At 61.8% G+C, this 19986-nt stretch carries 16 protein-coding genes; 10 read left to right on the top strand and 6 right to left on the bottom strand.

Going from position 1 to position 19986, the window contains the following annotated elements; genetic code table 11:
- Positions 1-129: 129 nt before the first annotated feature.
- Positions 130-1215 carry a nitrogen regulation protein NR(II) gene (glnL, locus tag JOE27_RS18495; RefSeq protein ID WP_046784991.1) on the top strand — a complete coding sequence of 362 codons (1086 nt, stop codon included), beginning with the start codon at positions 130-132 and terminating at the stop codon, positions 1213-1215.
- On the top strand, positions 1212-2648 hold the full coding sequence (gene ntrC, locus JOE27_RS18490) for a nitrogen regulation protein NR(I) (RefSeq protein ID WP_039603934.1): 1437 nt from the start codon (positions 1212-1214) through the stop codon (positions 2646-2648). The genes glnL and ntrC overlap by 4 nt, the downstream gene beginning before the upstream one ends.
- Positions 2649-3006: 358 nt before the next feature.
- Here the strand turns inward: ntrC and JOE27_RS18485 are convergent, their stop codons facing one another.
- Entirely contained in the window at positions 3007-3444 is a 438-nt protein-coding gene (locus tag JOE27_RS18485; protein WP_046784990.1) for a hypothetical protein, read from the bottom strand.
- Between JOE27_RS18485 and trmL the strand changes: the two genes are divergently transcribed.
- Positions 3443-3904, top strand: a complete 462-nt coding sequence (trmL, locus tag JOE27_RS18480) for a tRNA (uridine(34)/cytosine(34)/5-carboxymethylaminomethyluridine(34)-2'-O)-methyltransferase TrmL (protein WP_011531803.1) — start codon at positions 3443-3445, stop codon at positions 3902-3904. The genes JOE27_RS18485 and trmL overlap by 2 nt on opposite strands.
- A 70-nt stretch (positions 3905-3974) precedes the next feature.
- Here the strand turns inward: trmL and secB are convergent, their stop codons facing one another.
- From secB to JOE27_RS18465, 3 genes are read right to left on the bottom strand one after another with little or no spacing between them, the layout of a single operon-like run.
- Complete coding sequence (gene secB / locus JOE27_RS18475) at positions 3975-4460, bottom strand: protein-export chaperone SecB (protein WP_012312355.1); 486 nt, start codon at positions 4458-4460, stop codon at positions 3975-3977.
- 39 nt (positions 4461-4499) lie between these two features.
- Positions 4500-4754, bottom strand: a complete 255-nt coding sequence (gene grxC / locus JOE27_RS18470; protein ID WP_046784989.1) for a glutaredoxin 3 — start codon at positions 4752-4754, stop codon at positions 4500-4502.
- A gap of 1 nt (position 4755) precedes the next feature.
- A complete protein-coding gene (locus JOE27_RS18465; protein ID WP_046784988.1) occupies positions 4756-5169 on the bottom strand; it encodes a rhodanese-like domain-containing protein in 414 nt (137 codons plus the stop codon).
- 206 nt (positions 5170-5375) lie between these two features.
- On the opposite strand from JOE27_RS18465, the gene gpmI reads away from it, so the two are divergent.
- The 4 genes from gpmI (at position 5376) to JOE27_RS18445 (ending at position 10537) form a co-directional block, all read left to right on the top strand.
- Positions 5376-6911 carry a 2,3-bisphosphoglycerate-independent phosphoglycerate mutase gene (gene gpmI / locus JOE27_RS18460; protein ID WP_204919426.1) on the top strand — a complete coding sequence of 512 codons (1536 nt, stop codon included), beginning with the start codon at positions 5376-5378 and terminating at the stop codon, positions 6909-6911.
- Positions 6912-7059: 148 nt separating this feature from the next.
- Positions 7060-8346 carry a murein hydrolase activator EnvC gene (locus tag JOE27_RS18455; protein ID WP_125923654.1) on the top strand — a complete coding sequence of 429 codons (1287 nt, stop codon included), beginning with the start codon at positions 7060-7062 and terminating at the stop codon, positions 8344-8346.
- Positions 8347-8438: 92 nt separating this feature from the next.
- On the top strand, positions 8439-9761 hold the full coding sequence (locus JOE27_RS18450; RefSeq protein ID WP_046784985.1) for a S41 family peptidase: 1323 nt from the start codon (positions 8439-8441) through the stop codon (positions 9759-9761).
- Positions 9762-9769: 8 nt separating this feature from the next.
- A complete protein-coding gene (locus JOE27_RS18445; protein ID WP_115275464.1) occupies positions 9770-10537 on the top strand; it encodes a divergent polysaccharide deacetylase family protein in 768 nt (255 codons plus the stop codon).
- Between the two features lie 6 nt (positions 10538-10543).
- On the opposite strand, the gene JOE27_RS18440 is transcribed toward JOE27_RS18445, so the two are convergent.
- Both JOE27_RS18440 and JOE27_RS18435 read right to left on the bottom strand, forming a co-directional pair.
- The gene (locus JOE27_RS18440; RefSeq protein ID WP_204919424.1) at positions 10544-15211 is read right to left on the bottom strand and encodes a DUF6543 domain-containing protein; all 4668 of its coding nucleotides are present in this window, start codon (positions 15209-15211) and stop codon (positions 10544-10546) included.
- 119 nt (positions 15212-15330) lie between these two features.
- The gene (locus JOE27_RS18435; protein ID WP_237859345.1) at positions 15331-17277 is read right to left on the bottom strand and encodes a BCCT family transporter; all 1947 of its coding nucleotides are present in this window, start codon (positions 17275-17277) and stop codon (positions 15331-15333) included.
- 214 nt (positions 17278-17491) lie between these two features.
- Between JOE27_RS18435 and JOE27_RS18430 the strand changes: the two genes are divergently transcribed.
- From JOE27_RS18430 to betB, 3 genes are all read left to right on the top strand, one after another.
- On the top strand, positions 17492-17725 hold the full coding sequence (locus JOE27_RS18430) for a hypothetical protein (protein WP_125923652.1): 234 nt from the start codon (positions 17492-17494) through the stop codon (positions 17723-17725).
- An 86-nt stretch (positions 17726-17811) separates the two neighbouring features.
- Positions 17812-18468, top strand: coding sequence for a transcriptional regulator BetI (gene betI / locus JOE27_RS18425; protein ID WP_039601898.1), 657 nt, complete (start codon positions 17812-17814; stop codon positions 18466-18468).
- Between the two features lie 38 nt (positions 18469-18506).
- On the top strand, positions 18507-19979 hold the full coding sequence (gene betB, locus JOE27_RS18420) for a betaine-aldehyde dehydrogenase (protein ID WP_046784980.1): 1473 nt from the start codon (positions 18507-18509) through the stop codon (positions 19977-19979).
- Positions 19980-19986: the final 7 nt, after the last annotated feature.

Below are 19986 nucleotides of genomic sequence, written 5' to 3'. Positions count from 1 at the left end.
CTTCTTTTCGGAGCCTTGGTTTGTTTCTTGCATTTTCTACGCAAAGAGCCTGGCATGAGCAGATCCATAGTGCGCCGGCCACGCTCACCGCCATGCCCGGCAAGCGCCAAAAGAGGTCAACGACGCCTTATGACCATCAGCGATGCACAGCACCGTCTGCTTCTGGACAACCTGACCACCGCCACGCTCTTGCTCAACGCCGAGCTGCGCCTGGAGTACATGAACCCGGCTGCGGAAATGCTCCTGGCCGTGAGTGGGCAGCGCAGCCACGGGCAGTTCATCAGCGAACTGTTCACCGAATCGTCCGAGGCGCTCAACTCCCTGCGCCAGGCGGTCGAGCAGGCGCACCCGTTCACCAAGCGCGAAGCCCAATTGACCTCGCTGACCGGCCAGACCATCACCGTTGACTATGCCGTGACGCCCATCCTGCACCAGGGCAACACCCTGCTGTTGCTGGAGGTACACCCGCGTGACCGCCTGCTGCGCATCACCAAGGAAGAAGCCCAGCTGAGCAAGCAGGAAACCACCAAGATGCTGGTCCGCGGCCTCGCCCACGAGATCAAGAACCCACTGGGGGGCATCCGTGGCGCGGCGCAACTGCTGGCCCGGGAGTTGCCCGAAGATGGCCTGCGCGACTACACCAACGTGATCATCGAAGAGGCCGATCGCCTGCGCAACCTGGTCGATCGCATGCTCGGTTCGAACAAGCTGCCATCGCTGGCCATGACCAACATTCACGAAGTCCTTGAACGGGTCTGCAGCCTGGTCGACGCAGAAAGCCAAGGATGCATCACTTTGGTGCGTGATTATGACCCGAGCCTACCGGACGTGCTGATCGACCGCGAACAGATGATCCAGGCGGTACTGAATATCGTGCGCAACGCGATGCAGGCGATCAGCTCACAGAACGAGTTGCGCCTGGGCCGCATCACCCTGCGCAGCCGCGCGATGCGCCAGTTCACCATCGGCCATGTGCGCCACCGACTGGTGGCCCGCGTCGAGATCATCGACAACGGCCCCGGCATCCCCAGTGAACTGCAAGACACCCTCTTCTATCCCATGGTCAGTGGCCGCCCGGACGGTACCGGGTTGGGCCTGGCCATTACCCAGAACATCATCAGTCAGCACCAAGGCCTGATCGAGTGTGAAAGCCACGCCGGCCACACCGCCTTTTCGATCTTCCTGCCGCTGGAACAAGGAGCCACCGCCTCATGAGCCGAAGTGAAACCGTATGGATCGTCGACGATGATCGCTCCATCCGCTGGGTCCTGGAAAAAGCCCTGCAACAGGAGGGCATGACCACCCAGAGCTTCGACAGCGCCGATGGCGTGATGGGCCGCTTGGCCCGGCAGCAGCCGGACGTGATCATTTCCGACATTCGCATGCCCGGCGCCAGCGGCCTCGACCTGCTGGCACAGATTCGCGACCAACACCCGCGCCTGCCGGTCATCATCATGACCGCCCATTCCGACCTGGACAGCGCAGTGGCGTCGTACCAGGGGGGCGCTTTCGAATACCTGCCCAAACCGTTCGATGTCGATGAGGCGGTCTCGCTGGTAAAGCGCGCCAACCAGCATGCGCAGGAGCAGCAAGGCCTCGATGTGCCCCAGGCCCTGGCCCGTACGCCGGAAATCATCGGTGAAGCCCCGGCGATGCAGGAGGTGTTCCGTGCCATTGGGCGGCTGAGCCACTCCAACATCACCGTGCTGATCAATGGCGAGTCCGGTACCGGCAAGGAGCTGGTAGCCCACGCCCTGCACCGCCACAGCCCGCGGGCGGCCTCACCGTTCATTGCCCTGAACATGGCCGCCATACCCAAGGACCTGATGGAGTCGGAGCTGTTCGGCCACGAAAAAGGCGCCTTCACCGGCGCGGCCAACCTGCGACGCGGCCGCTTCGAGCAAGCGGACGGCGGCACCTTGTTCCTCGACGAAATCGGTGACATGCCTGCCGATACGCAGACTCGCCTGCTGCGTGTGCTGGCCGATGGGGAGTTCTATCGTGTGGGCGGCCATGTGCCCGTAAAGGTCGATGTGCGAATCATCGCTGCAACCCATCAAAACCTCGAGTCACTGGTACAGGCTGGCAAGTTCCGTGAAGACTTGTTCCATCGCCTGAACGTGATCCGTATTCATATCCCGCGCCTGGCCGACCGCCGCGAGGACATCCCCGCGCTGGCACGCCACTTCCTTGGCCGCGCCGCTCAGGAGCTGGCCGTCGAACCGAAGCTGCTCAAGCCGGAAACCGAAGAATTCATCCGCAACCTGCCTTGGCCTGGCAACGTCCGCCAGCTGGAAAACACCTGCCGCTGGATCACCGTCATGGCGTCCAGCCGCGAAGTGCTGGTCGGCGATCTGCCGCCCGAATTGCTCAACCTGCCGCAGGACGCTGCACCGGTGACCAACTGGGAGCAGGCGCTGCGCCAATGGGCCGACCAAGCCTTGGCACGCGGGCAATCCAACCTGCTGGACAGCGCCGTGCCCAGCTTTGAACGGATCATGATCGAGACGGCGCTCAAGCATACTGCCGGGCGCCGCCGGGATGCAGCGGTGCTGCTGGGGTGGGGGCGCAATACCCTGACCCGCAAGATCAAGGAACTGGGGATGAACGTGGATGGCGGGGATGACGATGAGGGCGATGATCACTGACTTCCTGCTGAATCAGTAACACCGTTGGGGCCGCTTTGCGGCCCCAACCATTTCCGGCCCATGCACCGAAGCTGTGCCAGCTGCACCGCGCCAAGGCACAAATCCCCTCAAAAACCGGCCAGATCGCCCTGAAACCCAATGTTTCCAGGCTTTTCAAAACTGGCACGCCACCTGCAATAGGTAATGTATCTCCAGTTTCGGGGGCCTCGGTACAGGCAGGCCGGGTGAACCCCTCTTTTATACGCAGTTGCACAAGCTTTGGGGACCTCGGTACAGGCAGGCCGGGAATCCCCTCTTTTACACGCAGTAGCGCAAGCTTTGGGGACCCTGGTACAGGCAGGCCGGGACATCCCCTCTTTTATTCGTGCAGCCTCACCTGCACCCGCCAGCGCCCCGCGTCCTCTGCACCGGCCCATTCGCCACGCAGAGGGCGCGCGGCAATCACGCTCAGCAGCAACCCTTCCTCACTTTTCTGCAAACGCCAGCTCACCGGCTTGCCCTGCAGGGTCAGTTGCCCACGCTGGGCTTTGCCTTCGGCCTGGAACAGCAACGCGACCGTACCCTGGACATTCTCGCCATGCAGCTTCGGTTCATCGTTGAACCACAGGTCCAGCCCGTCCTGCACCACCTCCACCCGCTCAAGCACGAGCGCTTCGGGTGCAGTCAGACGGCCGATCATCAAACCGACCATCAAGCCGACGATCGCCAACGAGAGCAAAACCTTCGGCAAGCCCTTCGAACGCACATCAGGTTCGGGGGTAGAATGCTCGCCATCTTCACGCTTGGAGCCGTGCATGTTTCACGTCATCCTCTTTCAACCTGAAATTCCGCCCAATACCGGCAATATCATTCGCCTCTGCGCCAACAGCGGCTGCGCGCTGCACCTGATCGAACCGATCAGCTTCGAGCTCGACGACAAGCGGCTGCGCCGTGCAGGGCTGGATTACCACGAGTATGCCACGCTCAAGCGCCACGAAAGCCTGGCTGGATGCCTGGAGAGCCTGGGCAACCCACGCTTGTTCGCCTTTACCACAAAGGGTTCGCACCCGTTTCATGAGGTTGCCTACCAACCGGGCGACGCCTTCCTGTTCGGGCCGGAAAGCCGTGGCCTGCCGGCCGAGGTGCTGGACAGCCTGCCGGCCGAGCAACGCCTGCGCCTGCCGATGCGGCCGGGGTGCCGCAGCCTGAACCTGTCCAACACCGTGGCGGTGACGGTGTATGAGGCGTGGCGGCAGCAGGGGTTTGCCGGGAGCTGACAAGCCCGAAGCAGGCAGCCGGGTAATAAAAAGGCGACCTCGAAGGTCGCCTCTTTGCTACCGGGCAAAATTACTGCACGGTCGGTGCTTCGCCCGCTTCCTGCATGCGCTGCATCTCTTGCGCGTACAGGGCGTCGAAGTTGACCGGCGACAGCATCAGGGCCGGGAACGAACCACGGGTCACCAGGCTATCCAGGGTCTCGCGGGCGTACGGGAACAGGATGTTCGGGCAGAACGCGCCGAGGGTGTGGCTCATGGAAGAGGCGTCGAGGTTCTTGATCAGGAAGATACCGGCCTGCTGAACTTCAGCGATGAACGCAACTTCGTCACCATTCTTGACGGTCACCGACAGGGTCAGCACCACCTCGTGGAAGTCGCCTTCCAGGGCCTTCTGCTTGGTGTTCAGGTCCAGGGCAACGCTCGGCTCCCAGGTCTGACGGAAGATCTGCGGGCTTTTCGGGGCCTCGAACGACAGGTCGCGCACGTAGATACGCTGCATGGAGAACTGAGGGCTGTTGTCTTCGGCTGCTGCGCCGTTGGTCTGTTGATCAGTCATGGCAGATCCTTATCCTAATGTTTTTGAATGCAGTGCAAATCAGGCCTTGAGCAGCGCGTCGAGCTTGCCGGCGCGCTCCAGGGCGTAGAGGTCATCGCAGCCACCGACATGGGTACTGCCGATCCAGATCTGCGGCACCGAAGTCCGGCCGGCCTTCTGGCTCATCTCGGCGCGTACCTGCGGCTTGCCGTCGACCTTGATTTCCTCGAAGGCCACGCCCTTGCTCTCGAGCAGGTACTTGGCACGCATGCAGTAAGGGCAGTAGTCGCTGGAGTAGACGATGACGTCGTTCATATCACTTCACCAGGGGCAGGTTATCGGCTTTCCAGCTGGAAACGCCACCGCTCAGCTTGGCGGCGGTATAACCAGCCTTGAGCAGTTCGCGGCAGATGGTGCCGGACTGCTGGCCCATTGCGTCGACGACGATCAGGGTCTTCTCTTTGTGCTTGTCCAGTTCGGTCATGCGGGTGGCGACCTTGTCCTGCGGGATGTTCACCGCACCAACGATGTGGCCGGCGGAGTATTCCTTGGCAGGGCGGATATCGATGACAAGGCCCTTCTCGGCATTGACCAGGGCGGTCAGTTGGCCATTGCTCAGGCTCTGGCCGCCACGGCGGATTTCATTGAGCAGCAGCAGGACCAGCAGAACAACGAAGATCGCAACCAGGATGTAGTGATCTGTCGCGAATTGAATCAGGTGAGCAACCATCAGCGGTGTTCCAGGCGATTGAAAATGCCGGCCAGTATACACAGCCCCCAATGACCACCAAAGTCCGACAGGCCGGTGGGAAAACTACCTTCCCGTTCTCGCGGGCGCCGCGCTGGTCAGGGAACAGGACGAATATTCGCCGCAGGTGGCGCATTTGCCCTAAAATGCGTGTCTTTATCATCTTTGAACAACCGTGAGTTTGATTGATGACGAGTACGCCCAAACCCCTGGTCCTGATCATCCTGGATGGCTTCGGCCACAGCGAAAGCCCCGAATACAACGCCATCTATGCCGCCAACACTCCGGTCTATGACCGCCTGCGTGCCACCGCGCCGCATGGCCTGATTTCCGGTTCAGGGATGGACGTCGGCCTGCCGGACGGGCAGATGGGCAACTCCGAAGTCGGTCACATGAACCTGGGCGCCGGCCGTGTCGTCTACCAGGACTTCACCCGCGTCACCAAGGCCATTCGCGACGGCGAGTTCTTCAAGAACCCGGTGCTGACAGGCGCGGTGGACCAGGCTGCAGGTGCCGGCAAGGCCGTGCATATCCTCGGCCTGCTCTCCGACGGCGGCGTACACAGCCACCAGGACCACCTGATTGCCATGGCCGAACTGGCCGCGCAGCGTGGCGCCGAGAAGATCTACCTGCATGCGTTCCTCGACGGTCGTGACACCCCGCCGCGCAGCGCGCAATCGTCCATCGAGCTGCTCGATTCGGCCTTTGCCAAGCTTGGCAAAGGCCGAATCGCCAGCCTGATCGGCCGTTACTACGCGATGGACCGCGACAACCGCTGGGACCGCGTCAGCGCCGCCTACAACCTGATCGTCGACAGCGTTGCCGAACACACGGCAGACAGCGCCATTGCTGGACTCGAAGCGGCCTATGCGCGCGATGAGAGCGACGAATTCGTCAAGGCCACACGTATTGGCGAAGCGGTAAAGGTCGAAGATGGCGATGCCGTGATCTTCATGAACTTCCGTGCCGACCGCGCACGTGAGCTGTCACGCGTGTTCGTCGAAGCCGATTTCAACGAGTTCCCACGGGCACGCCTGCCGAAACTGGCTGCGTACATCGGCCTGACCCAGTACTCGGCGAAAATCCCGGCCCCGGCGGCGTTTGCCCCGGCCAGCCTGAACAACGTGCTGGGTGAATACCTGGCCAAAAACGGCAAGACCCAGCTGCGCATCGCCGAGACCGAGAAATACGCACACGTCACCTTCTTCTTCTCCGGGGGGCGCGAAGAACCGTTCGAAGGCGAAGAGCGCATCCTGATCCCGTCGCCGAAAGTCGCCACCTACGACCTGCAGCCGGAAATGAGCGCCCCAGAGGTCACCGACCGCATCGTCGAGGCCATCGAGCAGCAGCGCTACGACGTGATCGTGGTCAATTACGCCAACGGTGACATGGTCGGCCATACCGGCGTGTTCGATGCCGCAGTCAAGGCCGTCGAAGCCCTGGACGGCTGTGTCGGTCGCATCGTCGAGGCACTGGACAAGGTGGGCGGCGAAGCGTTGATCACCGCAGACCACGGCAACGTCGAGCAGATGGAAGACGAATGCACCGGCCAGGCGCATACGGCCCACACCACCGAGCCGGTACCGTTCATCTATGTCGGCAAGCGCCAGGTCAAGGTTCGCGAGGGCGGCGTGCTGGCCGACGTGGCGCCGACCATGCTCAAGCTGCTTGGGCTGGAAAAACCTGCGGAAATGACCGGTACCTCGATTCTGCTCGAGGATTAAGCGGCAAGCGGCAAGCGAAACCTGGCCTGGCGCCTGCTTTTGCTTGCCGCTTGTAGCTTGAAGCTTGCCGCTGACGCCGTGAGGCGTTTTTTTTGCAGCCCCGGGCGGGCATACTAGGCCAGTCTCCATCCTTGGTACGCCCAACCTCATGCTTCGCGCCCTGATTCTCCTAGCCCTGTCTTGCCTGCTCAGCCCGGCCTTCGCCGACGAGCGCGCACAGACCCAGCAACAACTGGACGCCACCCGCCAGGACATCGCCGAGCTCAAGAAAACGCTGGGCAAGCTCCAGGAAGAAAAATCCGGCGTGCAGAAAGACCTCAAAGCCACCGAGACCGACATCGGCAACCTCGAAAAGCAGGTGGAGGCTCTGCAGCAAGAACTAAAAAAGACCGAGGGCGAGCTGGAGCGCCTTGATACCGAGAAAAAAAAACTCCAGAGCTCGCGCATTGAACAACAGCGACTGATCGCCATTCAGGCGCGGTCCGCCTACCAGAACAATGGCCGTGAGGAATACCTCAAGCTGCTGCTCAACCAGCAGAACCCAGAAAAGTTCGCCCGCACCCTCAGCTACTACGACTACCTGAGCAAGGCGCGTATGGAGCAGCTGCGTGCCTTCAACGAGACCTTGCGCCAGCTGGCCAATGTCGAACAGGACATTTCCCGCCAGCAAGAACAGTTGCTGGCCCAGCGCGCCGATCTCGACAGCCGCCGCCAGGCCCTGGAAGCCGAACGTGGCAAACGTCAGCAGGTGCTGGCCAAGCTCAACAGTGACATGAAAGACCGCGACAAGAAGCTGCAGGCCCGTGAACAAGACCAGGCCGACCTTGCCAAGGTGCTCAAGACCATTGAGGAAACCCTGGCCCGTCAGGCCCGTGAGGCCGAAGAAGCGCGCAAGAAGGCCCTGCTGGCCGAGCAAGAGGCCCAAAAGCGCCGACAGCAGGAAGCGCTGGCCGCACAGCAAGACAGCGAACCGCCAAAAAAGGCGCGCACCACCCTAGGCCCGTTGGTTTCCAGCAGCAGCTCAACCTACGGCGGTGCTTTTTCTGCCGCACGGGGCAAACTTCCCTGGCCCGTCAATGGTCGATTGCTGGCACGTTTCGGTGAAGCCCGTGGCAGCGATGCCCGAGCCAAGTGGGACGGCGTGATGATCAGCGCCAACCCCGGCACCCAGGTGCGTGCCGTGCACGGCGGGCGCGTGGTGTTCGCCGACTGGTTGCGCGGTGCTGGACTTCTGGTCATTCTCGACCATGGTAATGGTTACCTGAGCCTGTACGGCCACAACCAGAGCCTGCTCAAGAGCGCCGGGGACATCGTCAAGGCCGGCGAGGCCATTTCCACCGTTGGCGACAGCGGCGGCCAGGATGCCGCCGGCTTGTACTTCGCCATCCGCCAGCAGGGCAGGCCAACCGACCCTTCGCAGTGGTGCAAAGGTTAAGGTTAAAGCCTAGTCACTTTTTTACGGCCCGGCGCCCCACGCTGGGCCGATGCTCCCCAGGGAGCGCCTACAGGATCAGGAGTTCGTTCGACATGCTGCACTCGCCTCGTCTCACCCAGCTGGCCCTGACCATCGCCCTGGCGACTGGTATGCCTTTGGCCATCGCTGCCGAGCCGGCGCCCGCCAAGCCCGCCGCGGTGCCAGCCACCGAGGTGACCGCCAGGGCGCCGCTGCCACTGGAAGAGCTGCGCACCTTCGCCGAGGTCATGGACCGCATCAAGGCGGCCTATGTCGAGCCGGTAGACGACAAGACGCTGCTGGAGAATGCCATCAAAGGCATGCTCAGCAACCTCGACCCGCATTCGGCCTACCTTGGCCCCGAGGACTTCCAGGAACTGCAGGAAAGCACCAGTGGCGAGTTCGGTGGCCTGGGTATCGAAGTCGGCCAGGAAGACGGCTTCATCAAGGTGGTCTCGCCCATCGATGACACCCCCGCTTCGCGCGCCGGCGTGCAGGCAGGCGACCTGATCGTCAAGATCAACGGTGCGCCCACCCGCGGCCAGAGCATGACCGAAGCCGTGGACAAGATGCGCGGCAAGGTCGGCGAGAAGATCACCCTGACCCTGGTACGTGACGGCGGCACCCCGTTCGACGTGAACCTGGTCCGCGCGGTGATCCAGGTCAAGAGCGTGAAGAGCCAGTTGCTGGAAAACGACTACGGCTACATCCGCATCACCCAGTTCCAGGTCAAGACCGGCGACGAAGTGGGCAAGGCATTGGCCAAGATGCGCAAAGACAACGGCAAGAAACTGCGCGGCGTTGTTCTGGACCTGCGCAACAACCCCGGTGGCGTGCTGCAGTCAGCGGTGGAAGTGGCCGACCACTTCCTGACCAAGGGCCTGATCGTGTACACCAAGGGGCGTATCGCCAACTCCGAACTGCGCTTCTCCGCCGACCCGGCCGACGCCAGCGAAGCCGTGCCACTGGTCGTGCTGATCAACGGCGGCAGCGCCTCGGCCTCGGAAATCGTCGCCGGCGCCCTGCAAGACCAGAAACGCGCCGTACTGATGGGCACCGACAGCTTCGGCAAAGGTTCGGTGCAGACCGTGCTGCCACTGGCCAACGACCGTGCCCTGAAGCTCACGACCGCACTGTACTTCACCCCCAATGGCCGCTCGATCCAGGCCCAGGGCATCGTGCCGGACATCGAGGTGCGCCCGGCCAAACTCACAGCAGAGGTCGATACCGAGAACTTCAAGGAAGCCGACCTGCAAGGCCACCTGGGCAACGGCAACGGTGGCGCTGACCGCCCGACCGGCAGCAGCAAGCGCAAGGAGCGTCCGCAGGACGATGACTTCCAGCTGAGCCAGGCGCTCAGCCTGCTCAAGGGGCTGAACATCACCTCAGGCAAATGATTCATCCGTTGCGGTATCTGCTGCCCGTGCTGTTATGCCTGTCGGCCGCGTTCGCCCATGCAGCGCCGGCCAACAAGGCCTACATGAGCATCATCATCGACGACCTGGGCCAGAGCACCGAGCGCGACAGCAGAACGCTTGCGCTGCCTGGCCCTGTGACGATGGCGATCATGCCGGATACCCCCCACGCCAGCGAGTTCGCCCGCCAGGCGCACAAGGCGGGCAAGACGGTAATCCTGCATATGCCCATGGACCCCGCCACCGGGCCCTATGCCTGGCACCCGGACATCGCCTTGCCGGAGCTCGCCAGGCGACTGGACGCGGCCTTGGCCAAAGTGCCCTACGCCGCCGGCATCAACAACCACATGGGCAGCCGCATGACCGCCCAGCGTGGCGCCATGACCTGGCTGATGGGGGAACTCCAGCGGCGGCATCTGTTTTTCGTAGACAGCCGTACCAGTGCTGCCACCGTCGCCGCCGCCGAGGCACAGGCACAGGCCCTTGGGCATGTGTCGCGCGACGTGTTTCTGGACGACGTACGCACCACAGAGGCCATCACCACACAGCTGCAGCAAGGCGTGGCACTGGCACACAGGCAAGGCTCGGCTGTGCTGATCGGGCATCCTTATCCGCAGACCCTGCAAGTACTGGAACAGCAAATGCCCCGGCTCAAGAGCCAGGGCATCGAACTGATCACGCTCTCACAGATGATCGCCGAGCGCGGTAATCAGGCAATGCCCGCACACGGCAAGCACGGCCGCTACAGCAACCGCTGAGGCATTTCAGTCGAAAGGGATCAGGCCCTCCACCTGGTTCAGGCGTAAATTACCCCGGTAGATCGCCACCAGGGCTTCACCGCTGGTCGCTGCCCGCAGCTGCGCCAGGCGCCCCAATTTGCGCTGCGCCCACAGCTTCAGATGGCCCTTGCTGAATTGCCGCGCCGTCGTATCCATGTCCAGGTAGTGGAAGTGCGCCTCCCACAGCCCGTCGCCTTGAGCCTGCCCGGCCCGCGGCATACGCCTGATTTCGTAGACATCCAGGTAATCGCCCGCTGCCAGCAGCTTGCGTGGCCCTGCGCGGTGTATCGTCACTTGGTGGTTGTCGAGCAGAAAGCGCAGGCTACTGGCATCCGGATGGTCGGTTGACAGGTAGATACCGGTCAGCAGATCGCGACGGGTGGCCTGCAAGCGTTCAATGGCCGCCCCCAGCTGCTCGAACAAAGCATCGTCAGGGGTCATGCGGGGCAAAGTACTGTGAGCAATCCGCAGTTTTTCCAGGTGCCCATCGACGACCGTGGCCAAACCATTGGGTTGCTCAGCCTGGAAAAAGCTTCTGGCCAGTTTGTTGATCCGATCGACCTCGTCAAGCAGTGCCTGAGCCCGCTTGCGTGCCAAGCGTGGGATCTGCGGCGAGAATGGCGGCTTCGCTTCATCGGGCTGTGGCGCATCCTCGACCCATTCATCACCTTGCTGACGGAAGGTTTTCAGCACATGCCGGGTACGTTCGTCGCGCTGCTGGACGACCGCCACCCCATCCAGCTCGACTTCCTCGCCCAGCACCTTGCGCCCGCGATGGGTGCGGACCAGCTTGCGCCGCCCGCCGCGCGGGGTGTAGAACACCGGACGCGGCGCGGCAGGCTCGGACAGTTCCTGCTCGCGTACCGCTTGGGCCAGCTCGTTCTGGGCGGCACGCTGCAAACCGCGCAGCGTTCTCTTGTACTGCTGCAACGGTTCCTGCCTGATCGCGGCGCCGCCCACACTGCCCAGGTAATCGGCCATCGCTGCGGCTTCTTCATAACCTTCCAGGATGCCGCTCAAGACCTCGATCTGCTCGGCCAGCGCCAGGTTACTGCCAGCCAGATCGCCGTGCGCGTTGCCTGCACTTTTCAGGCTGTCGCCGGCCAGGTACTCGAGGTATTGCGACAACACCCGTTCCTCCACATCGGCCAGCCGGTCCAGGCTGACCTCCGCCAAGTCCTGGAGCAGGCGAAAGTCCAGATCGATGGCCGATACCCGACGCGCCTCAATAGTACCTTTGAGCTCGGCTTCCTTGTTGATGCGTTGGTGGGTTTCATCGTTTCTGAAAACGTAACTGTCGTCCTTGAGCGTTTCGTCGAGCAGGGTGTCGAGCAGTCGGGACATGTCCACAAGGTCCGACTCCCACTTGATGACCTCTTCCAGTACGCTGCGAAAGTGCTCGTACTGGCTGATCTCCTCTGCCTGCTCAGGGTGTATGACGACCTGGTCGGCCAGGCTTTGCACATCCTCATCATTGATGATGGAAGCCAGTTCGTTATAGAACGTCGAAATATTCTCGATCAGGCTGTGGCGGATCCTGCTGCGCTGCTCCCTGACAGCATTGCTGTAGGCATTGTTGTCATGGCGCATGCTGAAGAGGCTGGCGACCACTCGCTCATGCTCGAGTGAGTTCCCGATCAGGCTCTTGACCTCATAGACAATCTTCAAGTTGATCTGCTTGCGCAGGCGTTGGGTCAGTTCCAGTTCGCGAAGGGCCAAGTCGTCCGGCTCGGCAAGCGCCTCGAGCACTGCGATGCGCTTGTCCTTTTCACCGAGCAGGTCGCGGTGCCTGTTCAGCGTATCTGCCAGCGCATTGTGCTGGCGGGCCAGTACTGTTTCTTCGCTCTTGAGTTGCTCGATTTTCTTGCGATTTTCCTCTTTCAAGGCTTCAAGGCGACTGCGTGGCATGCCGCCTTGCAAGCGCAAGCCACGATCGACACGCCATTGTCCGTGCTCGAACGCCAACCAGGGCCCCAGGCCGCCGTCGGCCCCCACCATACGCAAACCTTGCTCCTCAAAGGTGGCCTGGTACACACCATCGCCTAGCGTAAGGTAATAGTGCTCGCCAACGCGGTACAACCCGCGTTCCGCTCCCGCTGCAAGCGGTTCCAGGCCTTCCAGCGATACATCCACGCGCATACCGGACACCACCTTGCGCTGCTGCGGTGAGAGCACATTGAACCCCTGTGTGCCACGCCAGGAAAAATCCAGCCGGGTAGAGCCATGCTTCGCCAGCCCTCCTGGAACACCAACCTTGCCTTGTATGGGAACAACCATTGCTTGTGCGCCAGGCCACGCAGGCATTGCGCCCCGAGCGGGAAGGTCCCTTACAGGCTCGCTTAAGTGCAACCGCGGCAAACGCAAATGCATCAAGGCCATGCAGGCGTTGAGCAACAGGTCCACCACAGCTGCACTGCGCTCGAACGCACTGCCATCGCGCAAGGCCACAAGGTCGTCGTGCAATCCGGAAATGGCCTGTACCAGCCAGGCAACGACGGCCACAGGCCCACGCAGCAGCAACGTTACAACGTCGAACAACAGCCAAGCCCCCTGAACGAGAACCGCCCAGCGACTCTCGGCATTGGAAACCGATTCGCGGTCAGCCAGTTCCACCAGCAGGTTGCGATTGGCCTTATACAGCCTCACATCCACATCATTGCGCCAGAACTGCGCTGCGAAAGTTGGTGGGCGCCCTCGCTCAGGCAGCAAATCGCTTGCCAGGATAGGCCCTGGCCAATGCGGCTCGTAAAAGCCGCCATATGCGTAGGCGGCACGCGAGGCGGGCGACATCCACTCAAGGACGCTGTCCTGCAATGGCCCGGGCTTGCGGATTGCAGCCATCATCAGGTCCAGGCTGGCAAACTCGAGCAGCGGCGTTGCGTTGTACAGAGGCCGATACAGCAAAACCTTTGCAGGCTCAGCAGCGAACAGAACATACATGCCACGGACCTCATCCTGCTCGATCGCGCTCGCTTCACGCCTGAAGGCCAGAGGCATCAGCATCAGCGCTGGCAATTGCGGGTCAAGGTAGCCGTGGCAAAAATCGGTCACACACTGCAAGCCTGCGTCGCTCAGCCCGCCCTGCAAGCGGGCATAGAGCGCGCTGAACAGTAGTGAACACCGCCATTCACGGCCAAAGCGTTTGATCCGCTCGGTCTGTGTAGCGGGGTCGTCCAGCTTCTGCGCGACGTAGGTGGGGTAGTGCTTGCCGATGTCGACACGCTGCACCAGCGACTTGACGTAGTCGACATTCATCCAGTCCATGATCAACTGGTTTTCACGGTGCGTTATGCCGGTAAGCTGCGCGCTCTGCAGCGACCAGAGGTTACCGATGGCGAAATCGGTCAACGTCATGCTGCGGTGCTCAACCGCCGAATCGCCCGGCCCGACGCCGGCACCACCGGGCCAGCCGGCATTGATGGTCAGTTGCAGAACCAGGTCATCCGGAAAATAGTTGGCCTCGACCGGGAAATCAGCAAGCATTCGCGCCCGCAGCGCCTGACGGGTGTAGCTGCGCAGATCAAGTACATCCTCAAGCGCCCCACCCCCTTCGGACTGAGCCTGAGCCAAAGCCAGTTCGAACACGCCCCGTTGATAGACAAAGTTATTTGCAGCATTGCTATTTCGCAGGCCAGGCGGCAATGCAATCTGTGCCTCGCTGGCTTGGCCGTAACCTTCAATGAACCAGCGCGCGGGGTCGCTCAGCGCAGAAAAAGCCCTCTCAAGCAGCGAACAGTCTGGCAACTGCGCGTAACGCAAACGCCCTATGTCATCAAGCATGATCTCCAACAACAGGCTGCTTTGCTGGGCAAACACGTCACCTTCCAACTCATAGCGGTGCCATGCCATGGATTCGAAGCGCTGGTGCTCGGCAAACTCGTCACGTAACGTTTCAGCGAAGTCATCCAGCGATGCAAATGCCCTCACCAGGCTGGACGGGGCGCACCACAGAAACACCTCGCGCTCGTCCCACTCGCCCCTGACCAGCAGGTTAGGCAACCACTGAGCGTCGTTATCGAGTTGCACCTGGACCATAAATACAGAAGGAGTGGCGCCGTGATTCTTGAGCAAGCTGAGCAAACACTGACGTTGCTGGTCGTCCAGGCTTTGCAATCTCAAATTCTGCAGCAATGCCGTTTTGAGCAGGTGCTGCAGCCACAGGTCCCGGCTCACGCCTTGACTGCCTGACGCCGTCCAGTAATCGACCAGGGCTTGGCAGAAGTTGTCCGCAAGCATAAGCAGGAGGTCATCCAAGGCAGCCAGTTGGGGCCGGATCGAAATCGCCCCAGACGGCAATTTGTTGCCCTGCTGGTCGCGCAGGAACCAGGGTTCCCGGACTGCCAGCAGGAAATCCCCACCGTCAGCCCCCAGCGATGCCAGGGGTTGGCGGGCGTGAAATGCCTCAAGCATGACCTCCAGCAATGGCCGGGGCGTCCACGCGTCGTAGGTCTGCGGGCCGGACGCAATGCGGGCAGGGATGTTGAGTATGAGCGGTTCGGCATCGGGCAGCCTGGCGCCGGCCAAAGCGGCATGACAGGGGACCAGCAATTCGAGAATTTGCTGGCTCAGAACACTACGTAGGGTTGGACGACTGAAAAACTCGGTAGCAACTGCCCGACGAAAGTCAGGCACAGGACTTGGCTGAATGGGCATGGGGCGGCTTCCTCGCGACAAATGGAGCGCAAGGATGTGCCAAGGGGCAAAGTTCGCTGCGTTACATAAAGCTGGAGCCGTTGGGCGGCCGGCATCCGGCCGCCCAAGGGCTAACCGGATCAGCTGTAGACGCGGCCCAGCAACTGGCGATGGCTCTCGAACTGGTCGAGTACATCACGCACGATCTGCTCAGGCGCGAAGCCCATCAGGTCGTACTCCTGGCTGCCATCGTGCAGGTACACTTCGGCGCGATAGAAGCGCTGGCGCACCTGCGGCTCGCCCTCGACCGGCGCATCGCTCGGTGCGGCCATGTAACCGTCCAGGCTCACCTCGTAAACGAAGGGGTTGCCCTCTTCCATCATCACCCGCAGGCCCATCATGTTGCGCGACTGGCCAACACGGCTCTCGACATCAAAGCCCAGGGTGCGCAGTTGCTCGGCTGCTTCTTTCAGGGCCGGGCTGACCTGCTTGTCCATGAAGCGCTGCACCACGGCCTGGGTCGGCTGCAGCTCCAGCTGGCTCAGGCGCTCGGTGAAACCGCGACGGCCACGGGCGGCCAGCTCGGCACGCTCCTGCTCCACGGCAACGTCCTGCTTCATGGCCTTGTACAGGCCGAACATGAACAGCACCAGCACCACCGAGAACGGCAGGCCCGCCAGCACCACCATGGTCTGCATGGCTTCGAAGTTACCGGCGAACAGCAGGCCAATGGTGACCAGGGTGATGATCACCGACCAGAACACCACCATCCAGTGCGGGGCATCTTCGTCGACCTTGCCGCCCTTGCACGACAGGTTGGCCATCATCACCGCACCGGAGTCGGCCGGGGTGAGGAACAGCACGAAGCCCACGAACACCGCCACACCGATCACGATCTTGGCGGCTGGGAAATACTCCAGCAGCTGGTAGATCGACATCGACGGCTGCTCCAGCGCGGTCTTGCCCAGCTCCACGGCGCCCTGGTTGATCACCAGGTCAAGTGCGGTATTGCCGAAGATCGACAACCAGGCCAGGGTGAAGCCCAGCGGGATCAGCAGTACGCCGCAGACCAGCTGGCGCACGGTACGGCCCTTGGAGATACGGGCAATGAACATGCCGACGAACGGGCCCCAGGAGATCCACCACGCCCAGTAGAACACGGTCCACAGGCCCAACCAGCGCTCAGAGTTGCCGGCCTCGCCTTCGTAGACATAAAGGTCGAAAGTCTTCAGCACGATGCCATTGAGGTAGTCGCCGATGTTCTGCACCAGGCCGTTGAGCAGGTGCAGGGTCTCGCCGCCCAGCAGCACGAAGATCAGCAAACCACTGAACAGCATGATGTTCAGGTTGGACAGGCGGCGGATGCCGTTTTCCACACCTGACACCGCAGCCACCGTAGCCACGCCGGCCATGACCAGAATCACCACCAGCAGGTTGGTCTGGCTGTGGTCCATGCCGAACAGGTATTCAAGGCCCGAAGACACCTGCATCGCACCGATCCCCAGGTTGGTCACCAGACCGAGCAGGGTGACGAACATGCCGAAGATGTCCACGGCATTGCCGGCAGCGCCCTTGACCCAACGCTCGCCGACCAGCGGATACAGTGCCGAGCGCAGTGCCAGCGGCTGGTTGTGCCGGTAGGCAAAGTAGCCTACGGCCAACCCGACCAGGGCGTAGATCGCCCAGCCATGCAGGCCCCAGTGCAGGAAGGTCAGTTGCAGGCCCTGGCGCGCGGCCTCGAGGCTGGCAGGGGTGCCCTGGGGCGGATTGAAGTAGTGGTCCAGCGGCTCGGAGGCGCCGAAGTACAGCAGCGAGATGCCGATACCGGAGGAAAACAGCATGCCGGCCCAGGCGCCGTAACTGAAGTCGGGCTGGTCATCCTTGCCGCCAAGCTTGAGCTTGCCGTAATCGGAGAACGCCAGGTAAACGACAAACAGCAGGTAACCGCAGATCACCAGCATGTAGTACCAGCCGAAGGTGCGCGTCAGCCACTTCTGGGCCACGCCCAGTACCTGACCGGCGGTTTCGGGAACAGCGATAAGCAAGGCAGTCAGAACGAGGATCATCAGCGCGGAAGTGAAAAACACCACGCGATTGACCCGTACCCTCTCGGCGGGGGGTTTGGTAAGGGAGGCAGAACTCATTGCACGAATGCTCCGGGCAGTGCGGCTGTGGAGGCTAATCAGTCTTTTCCCGAGCAATTGGTGGAATACCCCCACTGCGTCAGGTGTTATAAAAGCACCTTGGAAACCGTGATCCCTGATAGAAACGTTGCAAAAACCAGACAGGTGGTCGGCGCAAATGCTTCGCCAAATCAGATTGGTGCGCGCATTCGTCACAGAGCACCCCGCCCGCTCCAAGGGCCTGCCGCAGGTCGATGACCGCTCGGCAGAATCTGCAGTTCGCATCGCTCATACCCGTCAACGCCTTGTATTCCGGGGGTTACGCGATTTCCTGGGGTGTCAATCCGTGCCCTCGAAACAGCCTGAAAAACTGTCAATGGCACAAATTGTCGCAGAGCTTATTCTTTATTGATTGAACGTTCAATCAAAACAAAATAGACTGGTCCTCGCCGAGTCAGCCGCACTTCGGCTGCTCGTCAGGCCTGAGGAGATAGCAAGATGCCCAAGGTCGGTATGCAACCCATCCGCCGCCAGCAATTGATCGAAGCTACGCTGCAAGCAGTCGATCAGGTCGGCCTGGGAGATGCCAGCATTGCGCTGATTGCCCGTTTGGCCGGTGTGTCGAACGGCATCATCAGTCACTACTTTCAGGACAAGAACGGCCTGATAGCGGCGACGATGCGCTACATCATGAACATGCTCAACGAGGGCGTGATCGCTCGTCGCCAAGCGCTGACCGACGACAGCCCGCGAGCCCACCTGAGGGTGATCATCGAAGGCAACTTCGATGCCAGCCAGGTGAATGGCCCGGCAATGAAAACCTGGCTGGCCTTCTGGGCCTCCAGCATGCACCAGCCGTCCTTGCACAGGTTGCAGCGGATCAACGATCACCGCCTGTATTCCAACCTGTGCTGCCAGTTCCGCCGCGCCATGCCGCTCGATGAAGCGCGCACCGCCGCCCGCGGCCTGGCTGCCTTGATCGACGGGCTGTGGCTGCGCGGAGCGTTGTCGGGCGATGCCTTCGACACCGGCCAGGCGATACAGATCGCTTACGAATACCTGGAACTACAACTGGCTAAACAGCAGCGCCCGGACACGCAACCACCGGCCTCTGAAAAAACGCGCACAGCCCTTGCCCAGCCGGCCGGAGCGTGACGCGAAAGCCACTCACACACTGCACTTGCGAGGACACTATGGCCCGTTTCGGAACGCAAAAACTCTACATTGACGGCGGTTATGTCGACGCTGGCAGCGACGCCACCTTCGAAGCCATCAACCCGGCGACCGGCGAAGTCCTCGCCCACGTGCAGCGCGCCACTCAGGCCGACGTCGAGAAAGCCGTCGAAAGCGCCGAGCGCGGTCAGAAAATCTGGGCCGCAATGACTGCCATGCAGCGTTCGCGCATCCTGCGCCGTGCCGTCGACATTCTGCGTGAGCGCAACGACGAACTGGCCATGCTGGAAACGCTGGACACCGGCAAGTCGTACTCCGAAACCCGCTACGTCGACATCGTCACTGGCGCCGACGTGCTGGAATACTACGCAGGCCTGGTGCCGGCCATCGAAGGCGAGCAGATTCCGCTGCGCGAAAGCTCGTTCGTCTACACCCGCCGCGAGCCGCTGGGCGTGACCGTCGGTATCGGCGCCTGGAACTACCCGATCCAGATCGCCCTGTGGAAGTCCGCCCCAGCCCTGGCCGCCGGCAACGCGATGATCTTCAAGCCTTCGGAAGTCACCTCGCTGACCACCCTGAAACTGGCCGAGATCTACACCGAAGCCGGCCTGCCGGACGGCGTGTTCAACGTGCTGACCGGCAGCGGCCGTGAAGTCGGCACCTGGCTGACCGAACACCCGCGCATCGAGAAAGTCTCCTTCACCGGCGGCACCACCACCGGCAAGAAAGTCATGGCCAGCGCTTCGAGCTCCTCGCTCAAGGAAGTCACCATGGAGCTGGGTGGCAAGTCGCCGCTGATCATCTGCGCCGACGCCGACCTGGACAAGGCCGCCGACATCGCCATGATGGCCAACTTCTACAGCTCCGGTCAGGTCTGCACCAACGGTACCCGCGTGTTCATCCCTGCCCAGATGAAAGCGGCCTTCGAAGCCAAGATCGCCGAGCGCGTTGCCCGTATCCGCGCCGGCAACCCGGAAGACGAAAACACCAACTTCGGCCCGCTGGTCAGCTTCCAGCACATGGAAAGCGTGCTGGGCTACATCGCCAAGGGCAAGCAAGAAGGTGCCCGCGTACTGTGCGGCGGCGAGCGTCTGACCGAAGGTGATTTCGCCAAGGGCGCCTTCGTGGCCCCGACCGTGTTCACCGACTGCACCGACGACATGACCATCGTCAAGGAAGAGATCTTCGGCCCGGTGATGAGCATCCTCACCTACGAAACCGAAGAAGAAGTCATCCGTCGCGCAAACGACACCGAATACGGCCTGGCCGCAGGCGTGTGCACCAACGACATCACCCGCGCCCACCGCATCATCCACAAGCTCGAAGCCGGCATCTGCTGGATCAACGCCTGGGGTGAATCGCCAGCCGAAATGCCGGTCGGTGGCTACAAGCAGTCGGGCGTCGGCCGTGAAAACGGCATCAGTTCGCTGGCGCAATACACTCGCATCAAGTCGGTCCAGGTCGAACTGGGCGGCTACGCGTCGGTCTTCTGAGAAACTC

It is taken from the genome of Pseudomonas sp. M5 (assembly GCF_016907075.1).
Classification (GTDB): domain Bacteria; phylum Pseudomonadota; class Gammaproteobacteria; order Pseudomonadales; family Pseudomonadaceae; genus Aquipseudomonas; species Aquipseudomonas putida_E.
The sequence above is the reverse complement of the archived record's forward strand: the minus strand, read 5'-3'. Positions and strand labels throughout refer to the sequence as shown.

Coding starts and splice junctions, on each gene's coding strand:
- JOE27_RS18465 (WP_046784988.1), bottom strand. CDS start 5,169: ATGGTTGCTCACCTGATTCAATTCGCGACAGATCACTACATCCTGGTT.
- trmL (WP_011531803.1), top strand. CDS start 3,443: ATGTTTCACGTCATCCTCTTTCAACCTGAAATTCCGCCCAATACCGGC.
- JOE27_RS18455 (WP_125923654.1), top strand. CDS start 7,060: ATGCTTCGCGCCCTGATTCTCCTAGCCCTGTCTTGCCTGCTCAGCCCG.
- gpmI (WP_204919426.1), top strand. CDS start 5,376: ATGACGAGTACGCCCAAACCCCTGGTCCTGATCATCCTGGATGGCTTC.
- JOE27_RS18450 (WP_046784985.1), top strand. CDS start 8,439: ATGCTGCACTCGCCTCGTCTCACCCAGCTGGCCCTGACCATCGCCCTG.
- ntrC (WP_039603934.1), top strand. CDS start 1,212: ATGAGCCGAAGTGAAACCGTATGGATCGTCGACGATGATCGCTCCATC.
- betB (WP_046784980.1), top strand. CDS start 18,507: ATGGCCCGTTTCGGAACGCAAAAACTCTACATTGACGGCGGTTATGTC.
- grxC (WP_046784989.1), bottom strand. CDS start 4,754: ATGAACGACGTCATCGTCTACTCCAGCGACTACTGCCCTTACTGCATG.
- JOE27_RS18430 (WP_125923652.1), top strand. CDS start 17,492: ATGCTTCGCCAAATCAGATTGGTGCGCGCATTCGTCACAGAGCACCCC.
- JOE27_RS18485 (WP_046784990.1), bottom strand. CDS start 3,444: ATGCACGGCTCCAAGCGTGAAGATGGCGAGCATTCTACCCCCGAACCT.
- JOE27_RS18440 (WP_204919424.1), bottom strand. CDS start 15,211: ATGCCCATTCAGCCAAGTCCTGTGCCTGACTTTCGTCGGGCAGTTGCT.
- glnL (WP_046784991.1), top strand. CDS start 130: ATGACCATCAGCGATGCACAGCACCGTCTGCTTCTGGACAACCTGACC.
- betI (WP_039601898.1), top strand. CDS start 17,812: ATGCCCAAGGTCGGTATGCAACCCATCCGCCGCCAGCAATTGATCGAA.
- secB (WP_012312355.1), bottom strand. CDS start 4,460: ATGACTGATCAACAGACCAACGGCGCAGCAGCCGAAGACAACAGCCCT.